The organism is Streptomyces sp. DSM 106670, from assembly GCF_055792845.1.
Genome location: NZ_CM147704.1, coordinates 8,118,741 through 8,137,030 on the forward strand (window position 1 = coordinate 8,118,741; position 18,290 = coordinate 8,137,030).

Annotated in this window: 13 protein-coding genes; 7 read left to right on the top strand and 6 right to left on the bottom strand. The window is 71.9% G+C overall.

Translation table 11 applies throughout. The features are described from left to right. Window positions 1-575: 575 nt before the first annotated feature. On the bottom strand, window positions 576-1,199 hold the full coding sequence (locus ACSMXR_RS35775) for a hypothetical protein (RefSeq protein WP_473170843.1): 624 nt from the start codon (window positions 1,197-1,199) through the stop codon (window positions 576-578). A gap of 344 nt (window positions 1,200-1,543) precedes the next feature. Here ACSMXR_RS35775 and ACSMXR_RS35780 point away from each other — a divergent pair, with 344 nt between their 5' ends. Next, entirely contained in the window at window positions 1,544-2,407 is an 864-nt protein-coding gene (locus ACSMXR_RS35780; RefSeq protein WP_381792334.1) for a class I SAM-dependent methyltransferase, read from the top strand. Between the two features lie 86 nt (window positions 2,408-2,493). Here ACSMXR_RS35780 and ACSMXR_RS35785 read toward each other — a convergent pair whose 3' ends face one another. Continuing rightward, window positions 2,494-5,100 carry a helicase associated domain-containing protein gene (locus ACSMXR_RS35785; protein WP_473172488.1) on the bottom strand — a complete coding sequence of 869 codons (2,607 nt, stop codon included), beginning with the start codon at window positions 5,098-5,100 and terminating at the stop codon, window positions 2,494-2,496. Between the two features lie 193 nt (window positions 5,101-5,293). On the opposite strand from ACSMXR_RS35785, the gene ACSMXR_RS35790 reads away from it, so the two are divergent. The 6 genes from ACSMXR_RS35790 to ACSMXR_RS35815 all read left to right on the top strand — a co-directional run bounded on the left by ACSMXR_RS35790 (window position 5,294) and on the right by ACSMXR_RS35815 (window position 11,122). After that, on the top strand, window positions 5,294-6,916 hold the full coding sequence (locus ACSMXR_RS35790) for a helix-turn-helix domain-containing protein (RefSeq protein ID WP_473170844.1): 1,623 nt from the start codon (window positions 5,294-5,296) through the stop codon (window positions 6,914-6,916). Next, the gene (locus ACSMXR_RS35795) at window positions 6,916-7,491 is read left to right on the top strand and encodes a transcriptional regulator (RefSeq protein WP_137233095.1); all 576 of its coding nucleotides are present in this window, start codon (window positions 6,916-6,918) and stop codon (window positions 7,489-7,491) included. The genes ACSMXR_RS35790 and ACSMXR_RS35795 overlap by 1 nt, the downstream gene beginning before the upstream one ends. A 53-nt stretch (window positions 7,492-7,544) precedes the next feature. Further along, window positions 7,545-8,171: a methyltransferase domain-containing protein gene (locus ACSMXR_RS35800; RefSeq protein WP_473170845.1), complete on the top strand. Its 627-nt coding sequence runs from the start codon at window positions 7,545-7,547 to the stop codon at window positions 8,169-8,171. An 82-nt stretch (window positions 8,172-8,253) separates the two neighbouring features. Then, window positions 8,254-8,940 (top strand): response regulator, encoded by a 687-nt coding sequence (locus tag ACSMXR_RS35805; protein ID WP_473170846.1) that lies wholly within the window; start codon window positions 8,254-8,256, stop codon window positions 8,938-8,940. Continuing rightward, a complete protein-coding gene (locus ACSMXR_RS35810) occupies window positions 8,937-10,523 on the top strand; it encodes an ATP-binding protein (RefSeq protein ID WP_473170847.1) in 1,587 nt (528 codons plus the stop codon). Before ACSMXR_RS35805 ends, ACSMXR_RS35810 begins: the two co-directional genes overlap by 4 nt. Then, the gene (locus ACSMXR_RS35815) at window positions 10,520-11,122 is read left to right on the top strand and encodes a hypothetical protein (RefSeq protein WP_473170848.1); all 603 of its coding nucleotides are present in this window, start codon (window positions 10,520-10,522) and stop codon (window positions 11,120-11,122) included. The genes ACSMXR_RS35810 and ACSMXR_RS35815 overlap by 4 nt, the downstream gene beginning before the upstream one ends. 172 nt (window positions 11,123-11,294) lie before the next feature. Here the strand turns inward: ACSMXR_RS35815 and ACSMXR_RS35820 are convergent, their stop codons facing one another. From ACSMXR_RS35820 to ACSMXR_RS35835, 4 genes are all read right to left on the bottom strand, one after another. After that, window positions 11,295-14,636 carry a S8 family peptidase gene (locus ACSMXR_RS35820; protein ID WP_473170849.1) on the bottom strand — a complete coding sequence of 1,114 codons (3,342 nt, stop codon included), beginning with the start codon at window positions 14,634-14,636 and terminating at the stop codon, window positions 11,295-11,297. Window positions 14,637-14,807: 171 nt separating this feature from the next. Then, window positions 14,808-16,043 (bottom strand): hypothetical protein, encoded by a 1,236-nt coding sequence (locus ACSMXR_RS35825; RefSeq protein WP_473170850.1) that lies wholly within the window; start codon window positions 16,041-16,043, stop codon window positions 14,808-14,810. Between the two features lie 57 nt (window positions 16,044-16,100). Beyond that, window positions 16,101-17,357, bottom strand: coding sequence for a sugar ABC transporter permease (locus ACSMXR_RS35830; protein ID WP_473172489.1), 1,257 nt, complete (start codon window positions 17,355-17,357; stop codon window positions 16,101-16,103). Window positions 17,358-17,386: 29 nt separating this feature from the next. Next, window positions 17,387-18,229 (bottom strand): ATP-binding cassette domain-containing protein, encoded by an 843-nt coding sequence (locus ACSMXR_RS35835; RefSeq protein WP_381908597.1) that lies wholly within the window; start codon window positions 18,227-18,229, stop codon window positions 17,387-17,389. Window positions 18,230-18,290: the final 61 nt, after the last annotated feature.

Consider the following 18,290-nt stretch of genomic DNA (forward strand, 5'->3'; position numbering starts at 1 on the left):
GTTCAGGGATCTCCGGGATCTCCGGAATTTCCAGAAGGTGAAGGTGTCGGCCGGCTCGCTCAGCAGCGAAGGATCCGGGCACGGTCAGGACCGCGTGACTCGGAGTGCGAAGCATGCTGCCGGGTCACGCCCGCCGCGCAGTCGTGAAGATCCGGCGAGGTGAGGGGAACGGCCGCCTGAACGGTGGGCGAAACCGTCGTGTTCCCCGCCTTGTGGCGGTGCTGGAGCGTGACGTCACCGTCCAGGCCCTCCAGCGGAGTGCTCTGCCCCGACGCATCCAATACGGACACGGCCTGAGAATGAGCTGCCGTGTCGACGGCCCCCGGAGTCGGGTCAGGGGCACCGAAAGCGAACGCGGATACGATCAGGAGCACGGCGATACCAGCGCAGAAGGCCAGCATCTCCTTGCAGCGCATTCCTACGCTCCCTGTCCCGTGGATTCCGCTCGTCCGAACGAAGCGTCAACGCGGCTCGGTGAATGGTCGCCGCAGGGCTGCACTCTAACAGCCCTGGATGAAGGGAACCTGAAGCTCAATCAGCCGTCCGGTCCGCCGCCGGCAGCTCAGGCTTGCCCGCTAGGAGCCGCTCAGTGGCGATGCCCATGCGGAGTCGTGCCGAGCACTGCCCATCAGGTGAGTGAGCAGGCTCTCCGCCGTGCTCGGGGCGGTCTCGTGCGGGGCGCCCGCCGCGATCAGGGCGGCGCTGAGCCTTGCCGGTGCTGTCCGCGGCGCGTCCAGTTCGTCGAGAAGAGGAAGGAGGAGCAGGAGGCGGGCTGCGGAGTCCTGGACACCGTCGGCCTCGGGGTCGGGGCTGTCGGCGATGCGGACCAGCTCGTGCCAGGGCAGCCCGGTCCCCGAGAACCCTCCGTCCCCGCCGGTGATCCGCCGCGCGCGGCTCCGGTCCTGGCGGGTGAGGAGGTGGTCGATGCCGTAGTCGCCCACCAGGTTGCGGTAGATCACCACGACGCCGGTGCCGTCCGCGGCCGGTACCCGGAACACCGGCCAGCGCTCGGGATCGAACAGGATCTCGGTGAGGGCATCCGTATCCGCGCCGTCGTCGCCGAACCACTCCGGAACGGCACGCTCGGCGCCCGTCCCGGTACCGCCCAGCGCCATGAGGTGGTTCGACCAGAAGCCCGGTCGAGCCAGCAACGGCTCCCCGGCGACCAGCGGGCCCTCTTCGTATCCGTTGATCAACACTCCACCTGCTCTTTGCGGCTCATCGCGGTGACCTGACCGCCCGTCGGGCGCTGCATCCGTCGTCGTCGGGGCGCCCGATCGTACGAAGAACCTCTCCGGGTCCGGCGGCCGGGGGTGCCCGGAAACGAGCCGCGGCGAGCCTCGGCCGCGCCGACGACCGCCGATGCAGGATGGCCGGGGGCGGCCCCGGACCGCCCCCGTACCGTCCTGTCGCGTGGAGAGGCCCCGGCCATGAAACAGCTCGACGAACCACCGATCCCTTCGGCCGGCGGACCAGGACCGTGCCCGAACCATCCGAACCACCCGAACAGGCGGGCCCGATCCGGCCTCGTAACGGTGGCGGCGTGACCGCCCCTCCGCCCGAGGGCACGCCGGGCGACGGCCGTTACGGCGAGGCGTACTTCCGCCCCGATCGGGCGGGCGAGGCAGAGCGCATCGACTTCGGGGCTCTCGCCTACGACGACCTGACCATGGCCCGGCTGCTGGCGCTCGGAGCCGGCCCGGGATGGCACTGCCTCGACATCGGCGCCGGTACGGGCACCGTGTCCCACCGGCTGCTGGGCGAGGCCGGGGTGGGAAGCGTGCTCGCCGTGGACCGAGACGTACGGTTCCTGAGCGCGCGCCCCGCACCCGGCCTGGAGGTGCTGGAGGCCGACATCACCGCCCCCGGCTTCGCCCCCGGCCGCTTCGACCTCGTCCACGCCCGCTTCGTGCTGATGCACCTGCCGGAGCGGGACCGCCTGATCGGCAAGCTGGCCGAACTCCTCGTGCCCGGCGGCGTCCTGGTGCTCAGCGACGCGGTCGACCTCACGAGCGACCGGCCGCCGACGACCCCGTACGCCACGGCGATGCGGGCGATGTGGCAAGGACTTCGGACCACCATCGGGACCGACGTCACCCAGGTCCCGTCGTATCCGCACCTGTTGCGCGGGGCCGGCCTCGAACCCGTCGCCGCCGAGATCCACGTACCGCCGCTGCTGCCCGGCAGCCCCATCAGCCGCTTCTGGGCCGACACCTGGCAGCGCAGCAGAGAAGCGATGCTCGCCACCGGCCTGGTCGACGACGCGGCTGTCGACGAAGCGGTGCACTACCTCGAAAGCACCGCGTGCGCCGCGCTGTCGGCCGGCATGCTGACGGCCTGGGGACACAGGCCGACCGAGACGACCACGCGGTCGTCCCCGCACCCAAGAGGCTCCGGCCCCAGGTGAGCGGGTCGAGACGGAGAGGGAGACGCTTCCCGGGACGGCCGGCCGTTACGACGGTCCGGCATGCGCTCCCGCTGACGCTTGCCCCGTCACGTCCACGGCACGCCGAGTTCCGAGAGCGCGGCGCGCTGTTCCTCGGCGAGCCTGTCCCGGCGGCTCCTGGTGTTGGACATCCACACCCCCAGCCGCACCTTCACCGGGCCGGGTTCCTCCTCCACCGTGATCTCCTCGGTGTGGGCGCGCGGGACACGGTGGTGCCCTTCGCGGGCGGTGTACTGGGCGAGAGCCCGTACGCCGCGTTCGAAGGACCCCGTCCTCCCGGCCGCAGGCCGCTCCGGTTCGGCCGGCGGGCGCAGGCCGAGCCGTTCCAGGCGTTCGCGCTGCTCGGGCATCAGGGCCTGCCAGACGGACCGTTCGCACTGCCGGTGGGCCCAGGCCCCGACGTCGAGTCCGTGGACGGTGACGCCGGGCAGGATCGCGCTGGGGGCGTGCTCCCCGGTGAGCAGCAGGCGGGCGGCGGCGTAGTACCGCTGCCAGTCGACCGGCCACCGCGGATTCCAGTCCGGGTCGATCGCCGCGAGGGCCTGGCGGCGGTGTGCCGCCCGCTCCTCGTTCCTGCCGAGGCCGCCGGGCCTGCGGAGGTTGGCGAGCCACTGGCCGACCGCCACACCGTCCGTCACGGCGTCCTTCGGAGCGGCGAGCGTGGCGTGCTTCGCGTGGTAGGCGCGGGCGGCCGCGAGCTTCTTCCAGAAGGCGGCGTCCGCGACGGACCAGACCATGCCGAGTCCGTCGAGAAGTTCGGCCCGCCACGGCTTGAGGGTCCCGAGCCGGAACGCCCTCCTCTGCTCGCTGACCCAGGAACCGAGCGGAAGGGTGCCCTCGCCGCCGTCTAGGGGGACGACGGTGCCCACGGGAACGCGGGCGTTCCCGTGCTCCTGGGCCCAGGCGTACAGGGCGTTGTAACCGGTGAGCCAGACCTCGGAGTCCGGCTGCAGGACGCGGGTACGCAGGAACGCGGCGATGACGCCGGGGTCATGGGGCTGGGAGAACCGGAGCAGGGGCACCCCCACGTCGCTGCTCGCACGCACCCTCGTACGCGCGTCCGCGGTGCCGGCCGGGCCCGCGTCCGGGGTGCCGGCCGGGCCCGCGTCCGGGGTGCCTGTCACCGCGTCGCCGCCGGTGTCGTCCTCCTGGACCGGGTCGAGGCCGACCACGGAGAGGGCCTTGCCCCGGGCGGTGGTGGTGCGCAGCGCCATGCGCTCGACGAGCCGTTCGTCATGGGCCCGGAGTCCCTGCAGCACGGCGACCAGAGGGCGGTAGCTCGGCGAGGCCATCATCCGGTCCGGGTCCTCGCCGGGGCGGAGGAACACCGGGACCACCAGCCGGGACACCTTCCCCTCGCCGGGTTCCTGGCGCAGGCCCCGGCCGGTGATCTGCACGATCTCGACGGGGGAGCTGCGGGTATCGGCGAAGACGACCCCGGCCACCCCGCGTCCGCCCCTGATGTCGACCCCCTCACCGAGCACCCGGCAACTGCTCAGGAAGCTCAGGTCGGTCACCCAGCCCTCCGCGTCCAGCCCGTCCGCGAACCGGCCCAGCACGGCACGGCGGTGCGCGGCCGGGTGCTCACCGCACAGCCAGTCCGCGCCGATCCGCTTCGGATACGCGACCGGGTCCACCGCGTGCAGTTCGGCGGCGGTCCCCGGGAGCCCGCGGGCGAAGGCCATGGCGTCCAGGGTGCGGGAGTGGAACGTCATGAACGACCGCATCCCCGTGGTGTCCGCATGCTTCAGCAGCGCCGCCTGCAGCGCGGCGATCCGCCGACCCCGTCGTTCCTCCGGAGACGCGTCCGGCCCGGGCGGTGCGGGGTCGTGGATTTCCAGTACGTCGATCTCGAACCGCGCCAGGACCCCGCGCTCGACACTCTCCATCAGCCCGAACTCGTACAGCACCGGGCCGTAGAGCTCTTCGTCGTCCATCGAGGCCACCGGCCCGCCGCCGGGCCCGTCCGTCGCGGTGCCGGCACCCGGTGACGCCGCCCACAGGCGTGGGGTGGCCGTCATGTACAGCCGTCGCGCGGCGGGGATCCGCCGCTGGTCGTGGACGGCCGCCCACGCCTTCCCGGGATCGCCGGAGGTCCGGTGGGCCTCGTCGACGACCAGGAGGTCGAAGGCGCCCATGCGCTGTCCGTACGAGCCGAGCAGGGCCCGCTCCAGCACACCCGGGGCCGCGCCGGCCTCGCCCTGGCCGTCCCGGTCGCCCTGGTCGTCCTCCAGACCCTGGGGCGAGAGGCTCGCGTACGTGGCGAACACCAGCATCGGCCCGCTGCCGGCCCACAGCGCCAACTGCGTGGGGTTCGTCGTGCACCGGACATCGAGAGCTTCGAGCAGCGGGTCGGAACCCAGACCGCACACCGCGACCGCCGGGCCGTCGTGCCCCACGGCACGCCAGGACTCGACCGTCTGCGTCAGCAGATCCAGCGTCGGCACCAGGACGCCGACCAGGCCGCGCGGGACCAACCGCCGGGCTGCCACCGCCGCCATGATGGTCTTGCCCGTGCCGGTCGCCATCCGGACCTGTCCGCGTCGGCCCCGAGCGGCCCCCGAACCGTCCGCGGGCGACGCGGTGGGGGAAAGGCCCTCGACAACGGCATCGACGGCCTCCGCCTGATGCGGGCGAAGGCTGATCCCCTGCACACTCACCACTCCTGACTCCCCGTGTCCGACGGATTCGAGGGATACGACGGATCCGACGAGCCCGGACATCAGACAATAGCGAGGCCCCGGTGCTCCGGCCGCGCGCCTCGGCCCGGAGAATCGCATCGGACCTCGCGTCCAACACGCGTCCAATGTATGCGCAGATGATGTCCAATTGTTGTACGGTGGGGCGGTGAGTGAGAACAGTGTCGAAGCGCTCCTCGAAGAGGCCCGACTGACGGCCGCCATTCCGCCGCCGGCCGAGCGGCAGCGGCTGCGTGAAGCGGCCGGTCTGTCCCGCGCCCAGGTCGCGTCGGCGGTCGGCGTCGGACGTTCCACCGTCGCCAACTGGGAGACCGGCGTCTCCGATCCGCAGCCGCCCGCGCGCCTTTCCTACCTGCGCCTGCTGAAGGGTCTCGTCGAGATCTACCCGGCCGCCCCGGCGTCCGCTCCCGCCCCGGCCCCGGACCCCGCGCCTGCTCCCGGGCCCATGTCCGAACTCGCTCCCACTCCCGCGCCTGCTGCGGTCGCCGGCCCCGAACCGACCGTGCCGGTGCCCGCGTTCACCAGCCATGACACGCTGCGCGGCCCGGACGGGCTCGCCGTCGAGGGCGAGCCGGGCCCCTGCGTCCGTTGCGGAGTCACCACCACCTTCCGGTCCACCGGCGGCCACCCGTTGCACGCCGGCGCCTTCTGTGTACCCGCGGCCCCCTCGAACGCGGTCGCGCCCGCCCCCGCCGCAACTCCGGCGACAACCGTCCCCGCCCCGGCGGCCGCCTCACCCACCCCGGCGCCGGTCCCGACCCGCCCGCAGCGCCGGGCGAGGTCCGCCGCCCGCGCCCAGGCCGAGACGACGTCGCTCATCGGCCGGGCCGTCCAGGAAGAGGCCGAGCGCTCCGGAGGGGACGAGGAAGCCGCGCTCAAGGCTCTGATCAAGCGGGCGATCCCGGACGTGATGCACCTGTTCAACGCGACCCGGGCCACCGCCCGCTACGACTACACCGCCTACCCCGCCCTGCCGGACATCCTGAAGAAGCCCTCGAAGAAGGACCCGGACCAGATCTGGGAAGCCCGCCCCCGCTTCCACCACCCCGGCTACTCCCTCAAGGCCCCCGGCGACATCCGGGTCACCGCGCTCGACGTCAACGCCGCCTATCTGTCCGCGCTGAAGTGCTGGCTCCCCATCGGGAAGCTGGACCACAGCACCGGCACCGACGGCGTCGAACCCAAACGCTCCGGTGTCCACCTGATCACCCCCGCCCCCTGGGCCCACCCGCATCTGCCGGACCCGATCGGCGACCGCGACGAACCCGGCGCCCTCTGGGTCACCAACGCCACCCTGCGCCTGCTGCAACGCCTCTCCGGCCCCAAGTACGCGCTCACCGAGGCGCCCGTCATCCACGAGTCGTGGACGTCCGGTGCCACGGAGAACTTCCTCGACGCCCTGCGCAAGACCCTCGGGGCCGCCCGCGAGGAAGCCATCGCCGAGGACGACTTCCTGACGCTGGAGTACGTCAAGGCGATGTACAGCAAGTTCATCTCGACGATGGGGGAGTCGATCCACAACCGGGAGATGGTCCGCCCGGACTGGATGCACATCATCCACTCCCAGGCGTACGCCAACCTCTGGGGCAAGGCCTACAAGGCCCACCAGGCCGGGCTGGACGTCGTCGCCATGACGGGCACCGACGAACTCCACGTCACGGGCGACTGGCGGCAGGTCTTCCCCGAGGGCCGGGGCGTGGCCCAGATGAAGATCAAGTACGGCGAGGGCAAGGCTTCCGGTGAGTACACGATCGGCACGGTGACCCGCTGATGGCAGGCCGCTGGATGAACCTCGGCCAGTACAACGCCAACGGCGTTCCCGGCGCCGACGCCCTCGGTATCGCGATCGAGAACATGGTCACCGGCATCGCCTCACCGGTCGACACCGAGCGCGGCCTCGCCGCCCGCCTGCGCTATCTCACCACCACCGACGCCGGCTACGAGGCCATGGACCGGGCCGGCATCCATGTCTCCCCCCGTACCCTCATCGCCTGGCTCGCCGAGGAACGCACCCCCAACCGCGCCAACCGCACCCGCCTGGACGCCGCCTACTGGGACCTGCGCCGCCGCAACGTCGCCGCCGACCTCAAGCACCGGCTCAACAACAACGGCCGCGGCACCCGCGTCGAGATCAACCCCGTCGACCAGTCCGAGGTGGAGCGCAAGTACCGCCGCGATCTGGCCGGCCGCAGCATCAACGTCCGCGGTGTCTGGGACCGGGCCGTCGACGCCTGGCTCGACGACGACGCCCAGGAACTCGACGCCATCTGGGACCGGATCATCGAGGACCTCGGCTCCGACTACGACAGCTACAGCAACGTCTCCTCCATCGGCTGGGCCGCCTGACCAGGCCCACCGCACACGAACCGGCGGAGCCTGAACGGAAGACAGAAAGAAACATGACTGGGCAACGCGACCGTTGGGCGGAACTGACCGGTGGAGAGGCCGGGGAGGAATACGCCCGGCGGTTCGCCCGGCTCGCCGCGTCGGGCCACGACATCCACGGCGAGGCCACCTTCTGCGACACGCTGCTGGAGCCCGCCGCCCGGGTGCTCGACGCCGGCTGCGGCACCGGCCGGATCGCGATCCGGCTCGCCGAACTGGGCCACCACTGCACCGGCGTGGACGTCGACTCCTCGATGCTCGCCGTCGCACGCCGCGAGGCCCCCACCCAGGAGTGGCGTCTCGGCGACCTGTCCCATCTGGACGCCCTCGGCCTGGAACCGGGCTTCGACCTGGCGCTCGCCGCCGGAAACGTCATCCCCCTGCTGGCTTCCGGCACCGGACCGGCCGTCGTCGCGCACCTGGCAGCCGCACTGCGCCCCGGCGGCCTGCTGGTCACGGGCATGGGACTGGACGCGGCGCATCTGCCGCTGCCGGAACCGCCCATGACCATCACCGAGTTCGACGACTGGTGCGCCCGGGCCGGACTGACGCTGCGGCAGCGCTACGCGACCTGGAGCGGCGACCCCTACGAGCACGGCTGCGGCTACGCCGTGAGTGTGCACTCACGCCCCACCGCATGAGCACACGGCCCGTCCGCCGCACACCTCGTCGCGGTCTTCTCCGTCGCGGCTTCCTCCTCCTCACGACACCGGAGACTCCTCCATGCCACGCGTCCTCCTCGTCGAAGACGACCCTTCCGTACGTGAGGGCGTCGAGCTGGGGCTGCGCCGGCGCGGGCACGAGGTCCTCGCCACCGCCACCGGCGAGACCGGCCTGGAGGCCCTGCACACCTTCCGCCCCGATCTCCTGCTGCTCGATCTGATGCTGCCCGCCATGGACGGCGTCGAGGTATGCCTCCGCGTCCGCGAGACCAGCCAGTTGCCGATCATCATGCTGACCGCGCTCGGCGACGGCCTGGACATCGTCGTCGGCCTGGACGCGGGCGCGGACGACTACATCGTCAAACCCGCCCGCACCGCGGTCATCGAGGCCCGCATACGCGCCGTACTGCGCCGGCTGGAGAGACCGGCGGCCGACGCCAGACCCGCCGTCGAGCACCACGGTGAACTCGACATCGACCGCGCCGGCCACACCGTCCTCAAGGCGGGCGAGCCCGTCGCCCTCGCACCCTCCGAACTGAAGCTGCTCCTGTACCTGTCCGCGACACCCCATCAGGTCTTCAGCCGGCAGCGGCTCCTGGAAGCCGTCTGGGAGCACACTTACCACAGCGACGTCCGGCTGGTGGACGCCTGCGTACGCCGACTGCGCATCAAGATCGAGGACCCGGCCCACAGCCCTCGGTACATCCAGACCCTGCGAGGCTTCGGCTACCGCTTCGGCCCGCTGTGAGAAGGCCCGCGACGAGCGCCGCGTTCGGGCTGCGCACCCGCCTCGTACTCGCGTTCCTGCTGGTGGCCGCCGTCAGCGCCGTCACCACCGCCGCACTGACCTACCGGGAGGCCCGCAGCGCGGTCCTCGAACGCGCCCAGGACACCGCCGTCGTCTCCTTCCGCGAGGAAGCCGAACGCTTCGTCCCCAGCCTGCCCCTGGACCCGGAATCGCTCCGCTGGCACCTCTACGACATCGCGGCACGCTCCAAACCCCATCCATGGATCGTCTTCGCCGAATACGGCACGGTCCGCGTCTCCTCGGGCGACCGCCCCGCCTCCGGGGTGCTGACCGCGAAACTCCGCCGCACCGCGCTCACATCACCGCACGGCAGCTTCCAACGGGTCGTCAAGGACGGTCGCGCCTACCTGACCATCGGGATGCCGGTGATGACCCGGATCGTGGCGGGCGGCGACGCGGTGCCCAGCGGCCTGGTCCTCTACGCCGTGATGCCCATGACGAACGAGGAGGTGGACATCGACGCACTGGTGACCGCCGCCCGCGACGGCGCGCTGCCGGGACTGGCCGTCGCCCTGGTGCCCGCCCTGCTCGCCGCACGCAGCGTGCTGCGCCCCGTCCGCGCACTGCGGCGCGCCGCGCACTCCATGGGCGGCGGGCAGCTCGACACCCGTATCCCCGTCCACGGCCGGGACGAAATGGCGGACCTGGCCCGGACGTTCAATGATTCGGCCGCCCGCCTCGAACACTCCGTACGGGAGCTGCGGGACGCGGGAGGCCGGGCCCGGCGCTTCGCCTCGGACGTCTCGCACGAGCTGCGCACCCCGCTCGCCGGGATGCTCGCCGTCACGGACGTGCTGGACGAGGACGCCGGGACGCTCGACCCGGACACCGCACGCGCGGTACGTCTGATCAGCGCCGAGACCGGCAAACTGGCCGTGCTGGTGGAGGACCTGATGGAGATCTCCCGCTTCGACGCCCGCGCGGCGGAGCTCAACGCCGACGAGGTGGACGCGGCGGAGGCCGTACGCAGCACCCTGTCCGGCAGGCAGTGGCAGGGCCGGGTCCAGGCGGAGCTGCCCGAGGGGCTCCGTATCCGCCTCGACCCGCGCCGCTACGACGTCATCGTCGCCAACCTTGTCGGCAACGCGCTGAGCCACGGCGCCGAACCGGTCACCGTACGGCTCACGGCAGACGGCGGCGCGCTGATCACCGAGGTGCGTGACAGCGGCCCCGGGATCGCCCCCGACGCGCTGCCGCACATCTTCGACCGCTTCTACAAGGCCGACGCCGCACGGTCCCGCTCCTCGGGCAGCGGTCTCGGCCTCGCGATCACCGAGGAGAACGTACGGCTGCACGGCGGCACGATCCACGCGGAGAACGCCCCTGACGGCGGGGCCCGCTTCACGGTACGGCTGCCCTTCGACGGGCCCGCCGCCGGGAACAGCGCGCCGGACGTCCCGGCTCCGGCCCACGACACGGAACCGGCGGACAGCCACGACCGAAGTCGCAACCGAAGACGTGACCGCATGGGCGACCGCATGCGTGACCGAACCCGCGATCGGGGAAAGGAGGCCACCGGATGAGGAAGCAGATGTTCCGAAGGCGACCGGCGGTCGGCCTCGCCGCGCTCCTGGTGCTCGCCGGAGGACCGCTCGCCGGCTGCGGCATCCAGGAGACGGACGTGATCGAGGCGGGCCGGCCGGCCGTCGGCGATCTGCTTCCTCCGCGTGAGGGACGCGTCCTGTTGTTCTTCTTCTCTCCCGACGACGAACTGCTGCCCGTGCCCCGGATCGTCCAGGATCCCTGGGAGAGCGCGAACGCGGGTGCCACCGGACCGGCCACCACGGATGAGGGAACGGGCGCGTCCTCGCCGCTCGCGGCCGTCACCGCTCTGCTCACCGGACCGGACAAGGCCGAACGGCGGGCCGGACTGCGCAACGCCCCCACCCTGCCGCGCGCCGCGACCGCCGCGGACCGGGTCCTGGTGGACGGCTCCACCGTCGAGGTCGAGCTGCGGCTGCCGGTGAGGCGGCTGGCCGCACCCGCCCGCGACCAGCTCGTCTGCACGGCGGCGTACGCGGCGCACACGAAGGGGGCCGTGTCCGTCAGCCTGGTCGGGCAGGACGGACGCCTCGCCCCGGCCGACTGCCCCGTACGCCCGGCCCCGGCCCCGGCACGCTGATCCCGTACGAGAGCAACGGCCGGCCCGTGCGAGACGGACCGGCCCGCAGACGGGAGGCCGACCCGCCCGCACGCACCCACGCAGAGGCAGCGGCTCGCCGGAACCGAAGCTCCGGCGGGCCGCTCTCCTCACCTCACGCCGAGCCGTGTCCAGCCCGCCCGGCGGCGGCGCTTCACCTGCCGAAGAAGGCGTTGTGAATCGTGACCGTCGACTCGTTGTCCTTCTTGTCGATGACGACGGCCTTCAGCGATATCGCCTTGCCCTTCTCCGGGGCGCGTACGGTGACCTTGCCCGCGGTGACCTTGGCGGGCAGCCACTTCCCGTCCTCGTACGAGACCTGCACCCGCAGCGACTTCGGACCGGCGTCGGCCGCCGCGCCCTGCACCACGACGGGGAACGTCTGCGTGCCGCCCGCCGGAACGGTGGAGTCCAGCGCGAGCCGCGGCAGGAAACGGACCGTCGAGACCGGCAGCGTGACCGGCGCTTCGGTGCGGGCCGAGGTGAAGGTCCACGAGGCGTCGATCCGGGTGCCGGCGCGGTGGACGGCCGGATTCCGGCTGATCGTGGTCGCCACCTTGTACGTCGCGGACTCCGGCGGCAGCGCGAAGAACCGCTCGTCGATCGCCGCGTCCTCCTTCGCGTACAGCACACCGTCGCGGTGGATGGTGGTGCTCGCACCGGCGTACCGGGTGAACCCGGGATGGCCCGCCCCGTCACTGACCAGCGTCAGCGAGCCGTGGATGTCGTCGCCTTCGCGGACGATCCCGTCGCCCGCGTTCAGCTTCGGCCCCATCACACCGGTCTGGAAGCTCTCGGTGTGCGTGGTCCCCGGCTCGAACCGCCGCGTCCCGTCGAAGGAGTGGACCGCCTCGATCTGCCGGTTGCCCGCCGGGTCCTTCTCGCCCAGCACACCCGCCGCGATGTTCCAGACGGCCTCGTCGTCCGTCGACAGATACACCTTCCGGGTTCCCGGCGCCTTGTGGACGGAGAAGAGCGGGTCGACGCCCCCGTGGGCCAGTTCGCCGTACGCCTTGACGATGCCGTCGACACCGGGCACGGACGAGCCGATGCCCACCTTCACCAGAGCCATGTTCTTGGTCGTGTAGGTCTTGCCGTAGCCGGTGGCCAGCTCCGGGACCAGGCTGCCCGCGAGCGCGTTGTACTCGGTGTCACCCCGCTCCCAGTGGGCGGACCACTGCTGGTAGAGGGAGGACTCGCCGGTCACCGGGGGTCCCTGGTGCGCGGTGCGGACGTTGTCGAAGCTCGTGAAGTCGCTCCACAGCGTGATGCCCGTCTCGGGCGTGTTGAGGGCGTACATCATGCCCGCGCGCGTCGGCGTGGCCGTCGCGTCCGGCACCGTGAAGGACACCGGCCGGGTGGTCCGGGCGTCGAGCTCGACCGTGGTGGGGCCGGTCACCGAGAACTGCGGGTTGTTGATCAGGTCGGCGCCCTTGCCCGGGGCCGCCGGGTCGACCAGCAGATCGGCCGACAGGTTGTAGGTGCCGCGCGGCAGCCGGACCGTGGCTGAACCGGACGACAGGTCGGGGAAGAACCGCAGGCCCGCGGCGGAACCGCCGTGCCCCTTCAGGTCGGCCTGCCAGCCGGTGCTGGGCGCGCCGTCCCGTCCGGTGGTGTTGAAGGTGACCTCGTACGACTCCGGTTCACGCTCCACCGCGACCGCCGTGCGCACACTCTGCCCGCCCCCGGACGCGACGACGGTGGCCGAGTAGGAACCGTCGACCGTACCGCCCAGGCGGGTGTCGGCCGTCAGGTCCACGGCGGCGGTGCCGCCCGCCGGGACCGTGACCCGCGGTGCCCCGAGGGTGAAGAACCCGGCCGGGGCCGGCTGTCCGTCCGCGCCGGCGGGCGCCGCCAGCGACAGATCCAGCGTCACATCGGCGCTGCCGCCGTTCCGGTAGGTCACCTTCCTGGTGACGGGGGAGTCGTCGGCGTGCGGCCACGGCTGGGTGCCCAGCGAGACCGACACCGGCTCGGCGACGACCGTCTGATCGAGCGCCCGGTCGACCGCGAGCCGGCCCGCGCCCTGCTGGAACACCGAGTGGGAGCCGCCCTCGGCCGAGCCCGTCAGAGCGGCCTTGAGCTGTGCGCCCGTCCACGCGGGGTTCTTCTGCTTGAGGATCGCCGCCGCGCCCGCGACATGCGGCGTCGCCATCGACGTACCGCTCAGGCTGTGGTAGCCGGGCGGGTCCTGCCCCTCCACACCCGCCGCGGCGGCCGCCGTGATGGACACGCCCGGCGCGGTGATGTCGGGCTTGACGGCCTTGTCACCGGTACGGGGTCCGACGCTGGAGAAGTCGGCGATCAGGTCGTCGTCGTCCACGGCGCCGACGGTCAGGGCCGCCTCCGCGCTGCCCGGCGATGCGACCGTGCCCTGCTCCGGCCCGTTGTTGCCCGCGGCTATCGTGAACAGGACGCCCTTTTCCGCGGAGACCTTGTTGACCTGGGCCTCCAGCGGGTCGATGCCGGGGGAGTCGAGGCCGCCCAGGCTCATGCTGATGACGTCGGCGCCCTGCGAGACGGCCCAGTCGACCCCCGCGATGATGCCGGAGTCGTCACCGACGCCATGATCGTCCAGCACCTTGGCGTTGATCAGCCGGGCCCCGGGCGCAACTCCCTTGAACCGGGCGTCCTTCGCCCCGGTGCCGGCCGCCGTGGACGCCACGTGCGTGCCGTGCCCGTCACGGTCGCGGGCGTCCGCGGAGGCGCTGAAGTTGCGCTCGGCCGCGACCCGGCCCGCCAGGTCCGGATGGGTGGAGTCGATGCCCGTGTCCACGACGGCGATCTTCACACCGGTGCCGTCGAGCGACCGGGCCCAGGCCGCCGGGGCGCCGATCCGGCCGGTGCTGCGGTCGAGCGACGCCTTGCGCACACCGTCCAGCCAGATCCGCGCGATACCGGACGTGGTGGCCGCCGAACCGTCGCGCCGCTGACGCGTCAGGGCGTCCCACAGAGCGCCCGTGCTGTCGGTCGCGGCGGACGCGGTGACGGCATCGGCGTCCAGCGCCGGCAGGGTCCTGCGGACGGTGGTCCCGTCGGCGGACCGCACCCCGGCCCGGGCGGACCCGGCCGTGGCTCCCCGGTAACCGACGATCACCTTGAGACCGGCCCGATGAGCCCTGCGGCTCTCCGGCTCGGCGAGCGCGGTGATGTCGAACAGCCGCCGGTCCAGAACGCCGTCGGCGATCAACTGCCGTGCGTCACGCGGCACTACATGGGTGCGGCCGTCGTGGATCTCGGTGAAGAAGGGAATGTCCTCCCGGCCCTCGGCCCGCTGAATGCCACCGACCCGGCCCTCGGCGTCCACGAGAACCCGGTCGCCGGTGATCAGGGTGACGGTGTGCACGGTTCCTTCGGCCGCCGCCAAGCCCGTGGAGGTGGCCGGGGCCGCCGCGCCCGGGCCGTCGGTCTTCCCCGACGCCGGGCCGGTCATGCCCATCGTCACGGCGACGGCGGCCGCCGCGACGGCACCGGCCTTCAATGATCGTTTACGCAAAATAGTCCCTGCTCAGGAGTGATTCGGACGGGTGAAGACCCGCCCGCGCGGGACGTGTTGAAGAGGTGGACGTCCCGGATTCCTGAAGTATGCAGAGGCCGTTCGAACGCACTCAATGATCGTTGTGTAACAGCCGCTCGGCGCGATTCGGCTTACTCGGCCTGCGTGACCTCATCGAGCGCGCCCCGGCGCGGTGAAGGGATCGGGCACCGCTCCCGTCCAGCGCTGCAGCACCGCCCGGCCGGTCTGCAACGTGGTGCCGCCGGAGTCGGCCGTACCCGCCTCGCCCAGGTAGTAGCGGCCGTCGTCGAGCGAGACCAGACCGTACTGCCCCGCCGACTCGTACCCGTACACACCGGACGGCTCGTGGAACAGCCCGCGCGGAAGAAGGGACAGGAGACGGCCGTACTCGGGGCGCGGCTGCCCCTTCACCACTCCCCGGCGGGCGGGCTTCGACCCGTCCACCACGTAGAGCGAGTAGTTCGGGAACGCCGTCTTCTTGCCCTTGTACACGGCCATCAGCCAGTTGCCGCTGTGCCCGTCGTACTCCAGGTTCTGGACGCCGTAGGTGGTGTTGCCGGTGTGGGCGAAGAACTTGCCGTCGGGGGAGCCGGGGCCGCTGGTGTGCTGCGCGTCTTCCGTGAGCGGCCGCTCGTACCTTCGCCAGTCGCGCACGTCGTACTGGAGCAGCACCTGGTGGTCGTTGTCGGTGCGGGCGGTGTTGGAGTAGATCCCGTACGCGACCGTGAGCAGCCGGCCGCCGCCCCTGCGGTTCAGGTCGGGGCCGAAGGCGACCCCGTCGATCCCGCTGCAGCCGTAGCGGTGGTCGGGGGTGTCGCCGGTGTCGCCGTCGAAGACCCCGTCGCCGTTCATGTCGGCGGCGTAGTCCCGCACGACCTCCCGGAGATGGACCGTGGAGACCACATCGGTGGTCCGGGCGTCCATGTTCATCCGCGTGATCCGGGACCCGTCGAAGATCGCGATGTAGAACGCCTCGGCGGCCTTGTATTCGAGAGAGCCGTAGACCCGGCCGTCGCCGGTGTCGAAGTCCAGATCACCCAGATGCCCGGTGAAACCGGTGACCGAGCCGATCGGCCGGCCCGCCAGGTCGGTCTTCACCAGCAGATCGGTGAAGGAGAAGTACATGTGGCCCCTGCGGCGGTCGACGGCCATGCCCTGGAGATGCCCGGACCGCCAGGCCCCGCCGTCGACGGAAGCGGGCGGCGAAGGCGGGCGCGGCGGCACAGCGCCCGTGTGCCCGCTCCGCCCGGTGGCCGGTGTGGCCGGTGTGGCCGGTGTGTCCGAGGTACGGGCATGGGCCAGGCCCCCGCCCGCCGCCAGGAGGGCCGACGCGAGGACGGTGGACAGGAACAGGGCGGCGCTGTGAGCGAGTGCGCGGCTTCGCATGGTTCCTCCGATATCGAGATCCTGGGGTGAGCGGCGCCACCGGATGCGAGCGGTACCTCAGGCCCTGCCGTGCGAGACCCGCGAACGCCGGGCCACGGCATCCAACGACACCGCCAGCAGCAGTACCCCGCCGGTGACCATGAAGCGGTAGGCGGAGTCGAGATTCAGCAGGGTGAGCCCACTGGAGATCGACTGGATCACCAGAACGCCGAGCAGCGCGGCGAACGCCGTGCCCCGGCCGCCGAACAGACTGGTCCCGCCGATGACGGCCGCTGCGATGGCGTTGAGGTTGACGTCACCGCCGCCGCTGCTCTGGTTGGCCGCCGCGAGCCGCGAGGCGGAAAGTATCCCGCCGACGCACGCGAGCGTCGTGCACAGCACGAACGCGGTGGTGAGGACGGCCTTCACCTTCACGCCCGCACGCCGGGCGGCCTCCATGTTGCCGCCGACCGCGTACATCGACTTGCCGAACGAGGTACGGGACAGGACGTAGTGCAACGCCAGCACCAGGGCGAGGAAGAACACGAACATCCAGCCCACCCCCCGGTCCCGGTTGAGATACCAGACCGCTGTGCCGAGACCGGCCAGCAACGCCAGGCTCCGCCCGACGAGCAGACGCCGCGAGGCGGCGGCGAGACCCGCCCGCCGGCGCTCCCCGGCACGCGCCGCACCGGTCGCGTACAGCACCGCCGCTCCGACGACGACCAGCGTGTACGCCAGCCAGGGCGGCAGGAACTGGAGTTGGGCGAACGTCACCAGGCCCGAATCGAAGGGCAGGTTGATCGACCCCTTCGGCCCGAGTATCCACAACTGCACGCCGAGGAAGCCGAGAAGACCGCCCAGCGTGATGACGAAACTGGGCACGCCGATCCGGTTGTGGACCTGGGCGTAGAACCAGCCGATCAGACCCGCCAGGGCCAGCGAGGCGGCCACGGCGAGCCAGGCCGGCAGACCCCGGTCCACGAAGAGGACCGCCAGGACGGCGGCGCTCAGTCCGCTGACCGAGCCGACCGACAGATCGATCTGCCCGACGAGGAGGACGCAGACGACCCCGAGGGCGATGATCCCGACCGGCACGCTTTCGAGGGCGAGGTTCGTGAGGTTCGCGCTCGACAGGAAGATCGGGTTGAGGATCTGCATCACGACCCAGATCACGACGAGCCCGGCGAGAACGGGCAGGAGACCGAGGTCGCCGCCGCGCAGCCTGGCGGAGACCGCCCGCCACCGGTCGCGCACCCCGTCGGACCGGTTCGTCGGCTTCCGTGGCCCGCCCCGGGAAAGCTCCGGGCCCGTGACCGTGGCCGGTTCCGTCACGACGTCTCCTGTGCCCGCGGCCGGTTCCGTCATGACGCTTCCCCCTTGCCCGAGGCTTCCGTTCCGCCGCTCGCGCTCCGGTCCCGGCCGGCGCGGCGGCTGACCACGTTGTCCGTGGCCCCGGTGATGGCCGCCACCAGGTCCGACGCCGTCGCCTCGGCCGCGTCGAAGACGCCGTTGTTGCGGCCGAGCCGCAGGACGGCCACGGTGTCGGCGACGGCCCGCACATCGGCCATGTTGTGGCTGACCATGATGACGCCCAGGCCACGCTCCTTCAGACGCTCGATCAGGTTGAGCACCTCCGCCGTCTGCGCCACACCCAGCGCGGCCGTCGGCTCGTCGAGGATGATCACCTTGGGGTCGCCCAGCAGGGTCCGTGCGATGGCCACCGTCTGCCGCTGTCCGCCGGACAGGGCCGCGACCGGTACGCGCACCGAGGGGATCTTCGCCGACAGCTCGCCGAGCAGGGCGCGGGAGCGGACCTCCATGGTCACCTCGTCCAGCCGCAGACCGCGCAACTCCCTTCCGAGGAAGAGGTTTTCCACCACGTTCAGGTTCTCGCACAGGGCGAGGTCCTGGAACACGGTCGCGATGCCGAGCTGCTGCGCGGTTGCGGGGGAGGGGATGGAAACGATCTCGTCGCCGAAGCCGACGGTACCGGTGTCCGGCCGGTGCACCCCGGAGAGGACCTTGACCAGGGTGGACTTCCCCGCGCCGTTGTCGCCCACCAGCGCGACGACCTCGCCCGCGGCGACGTCGAGGGCCACATCGGTGAGCGCGGCGACCGCACCGAAGGACTTGCTGATCCCGCGCAGCGAGAGCAGCGGCCCTCCGGACGCCTCTCGCGGGGAGGGAAAGGACTCAGCAGACATCGACCGACCTTCCGAGGCGGGCGGGGCAGAGGAGGTGGCGCGGAGTCGTCCGTTCTCGCGT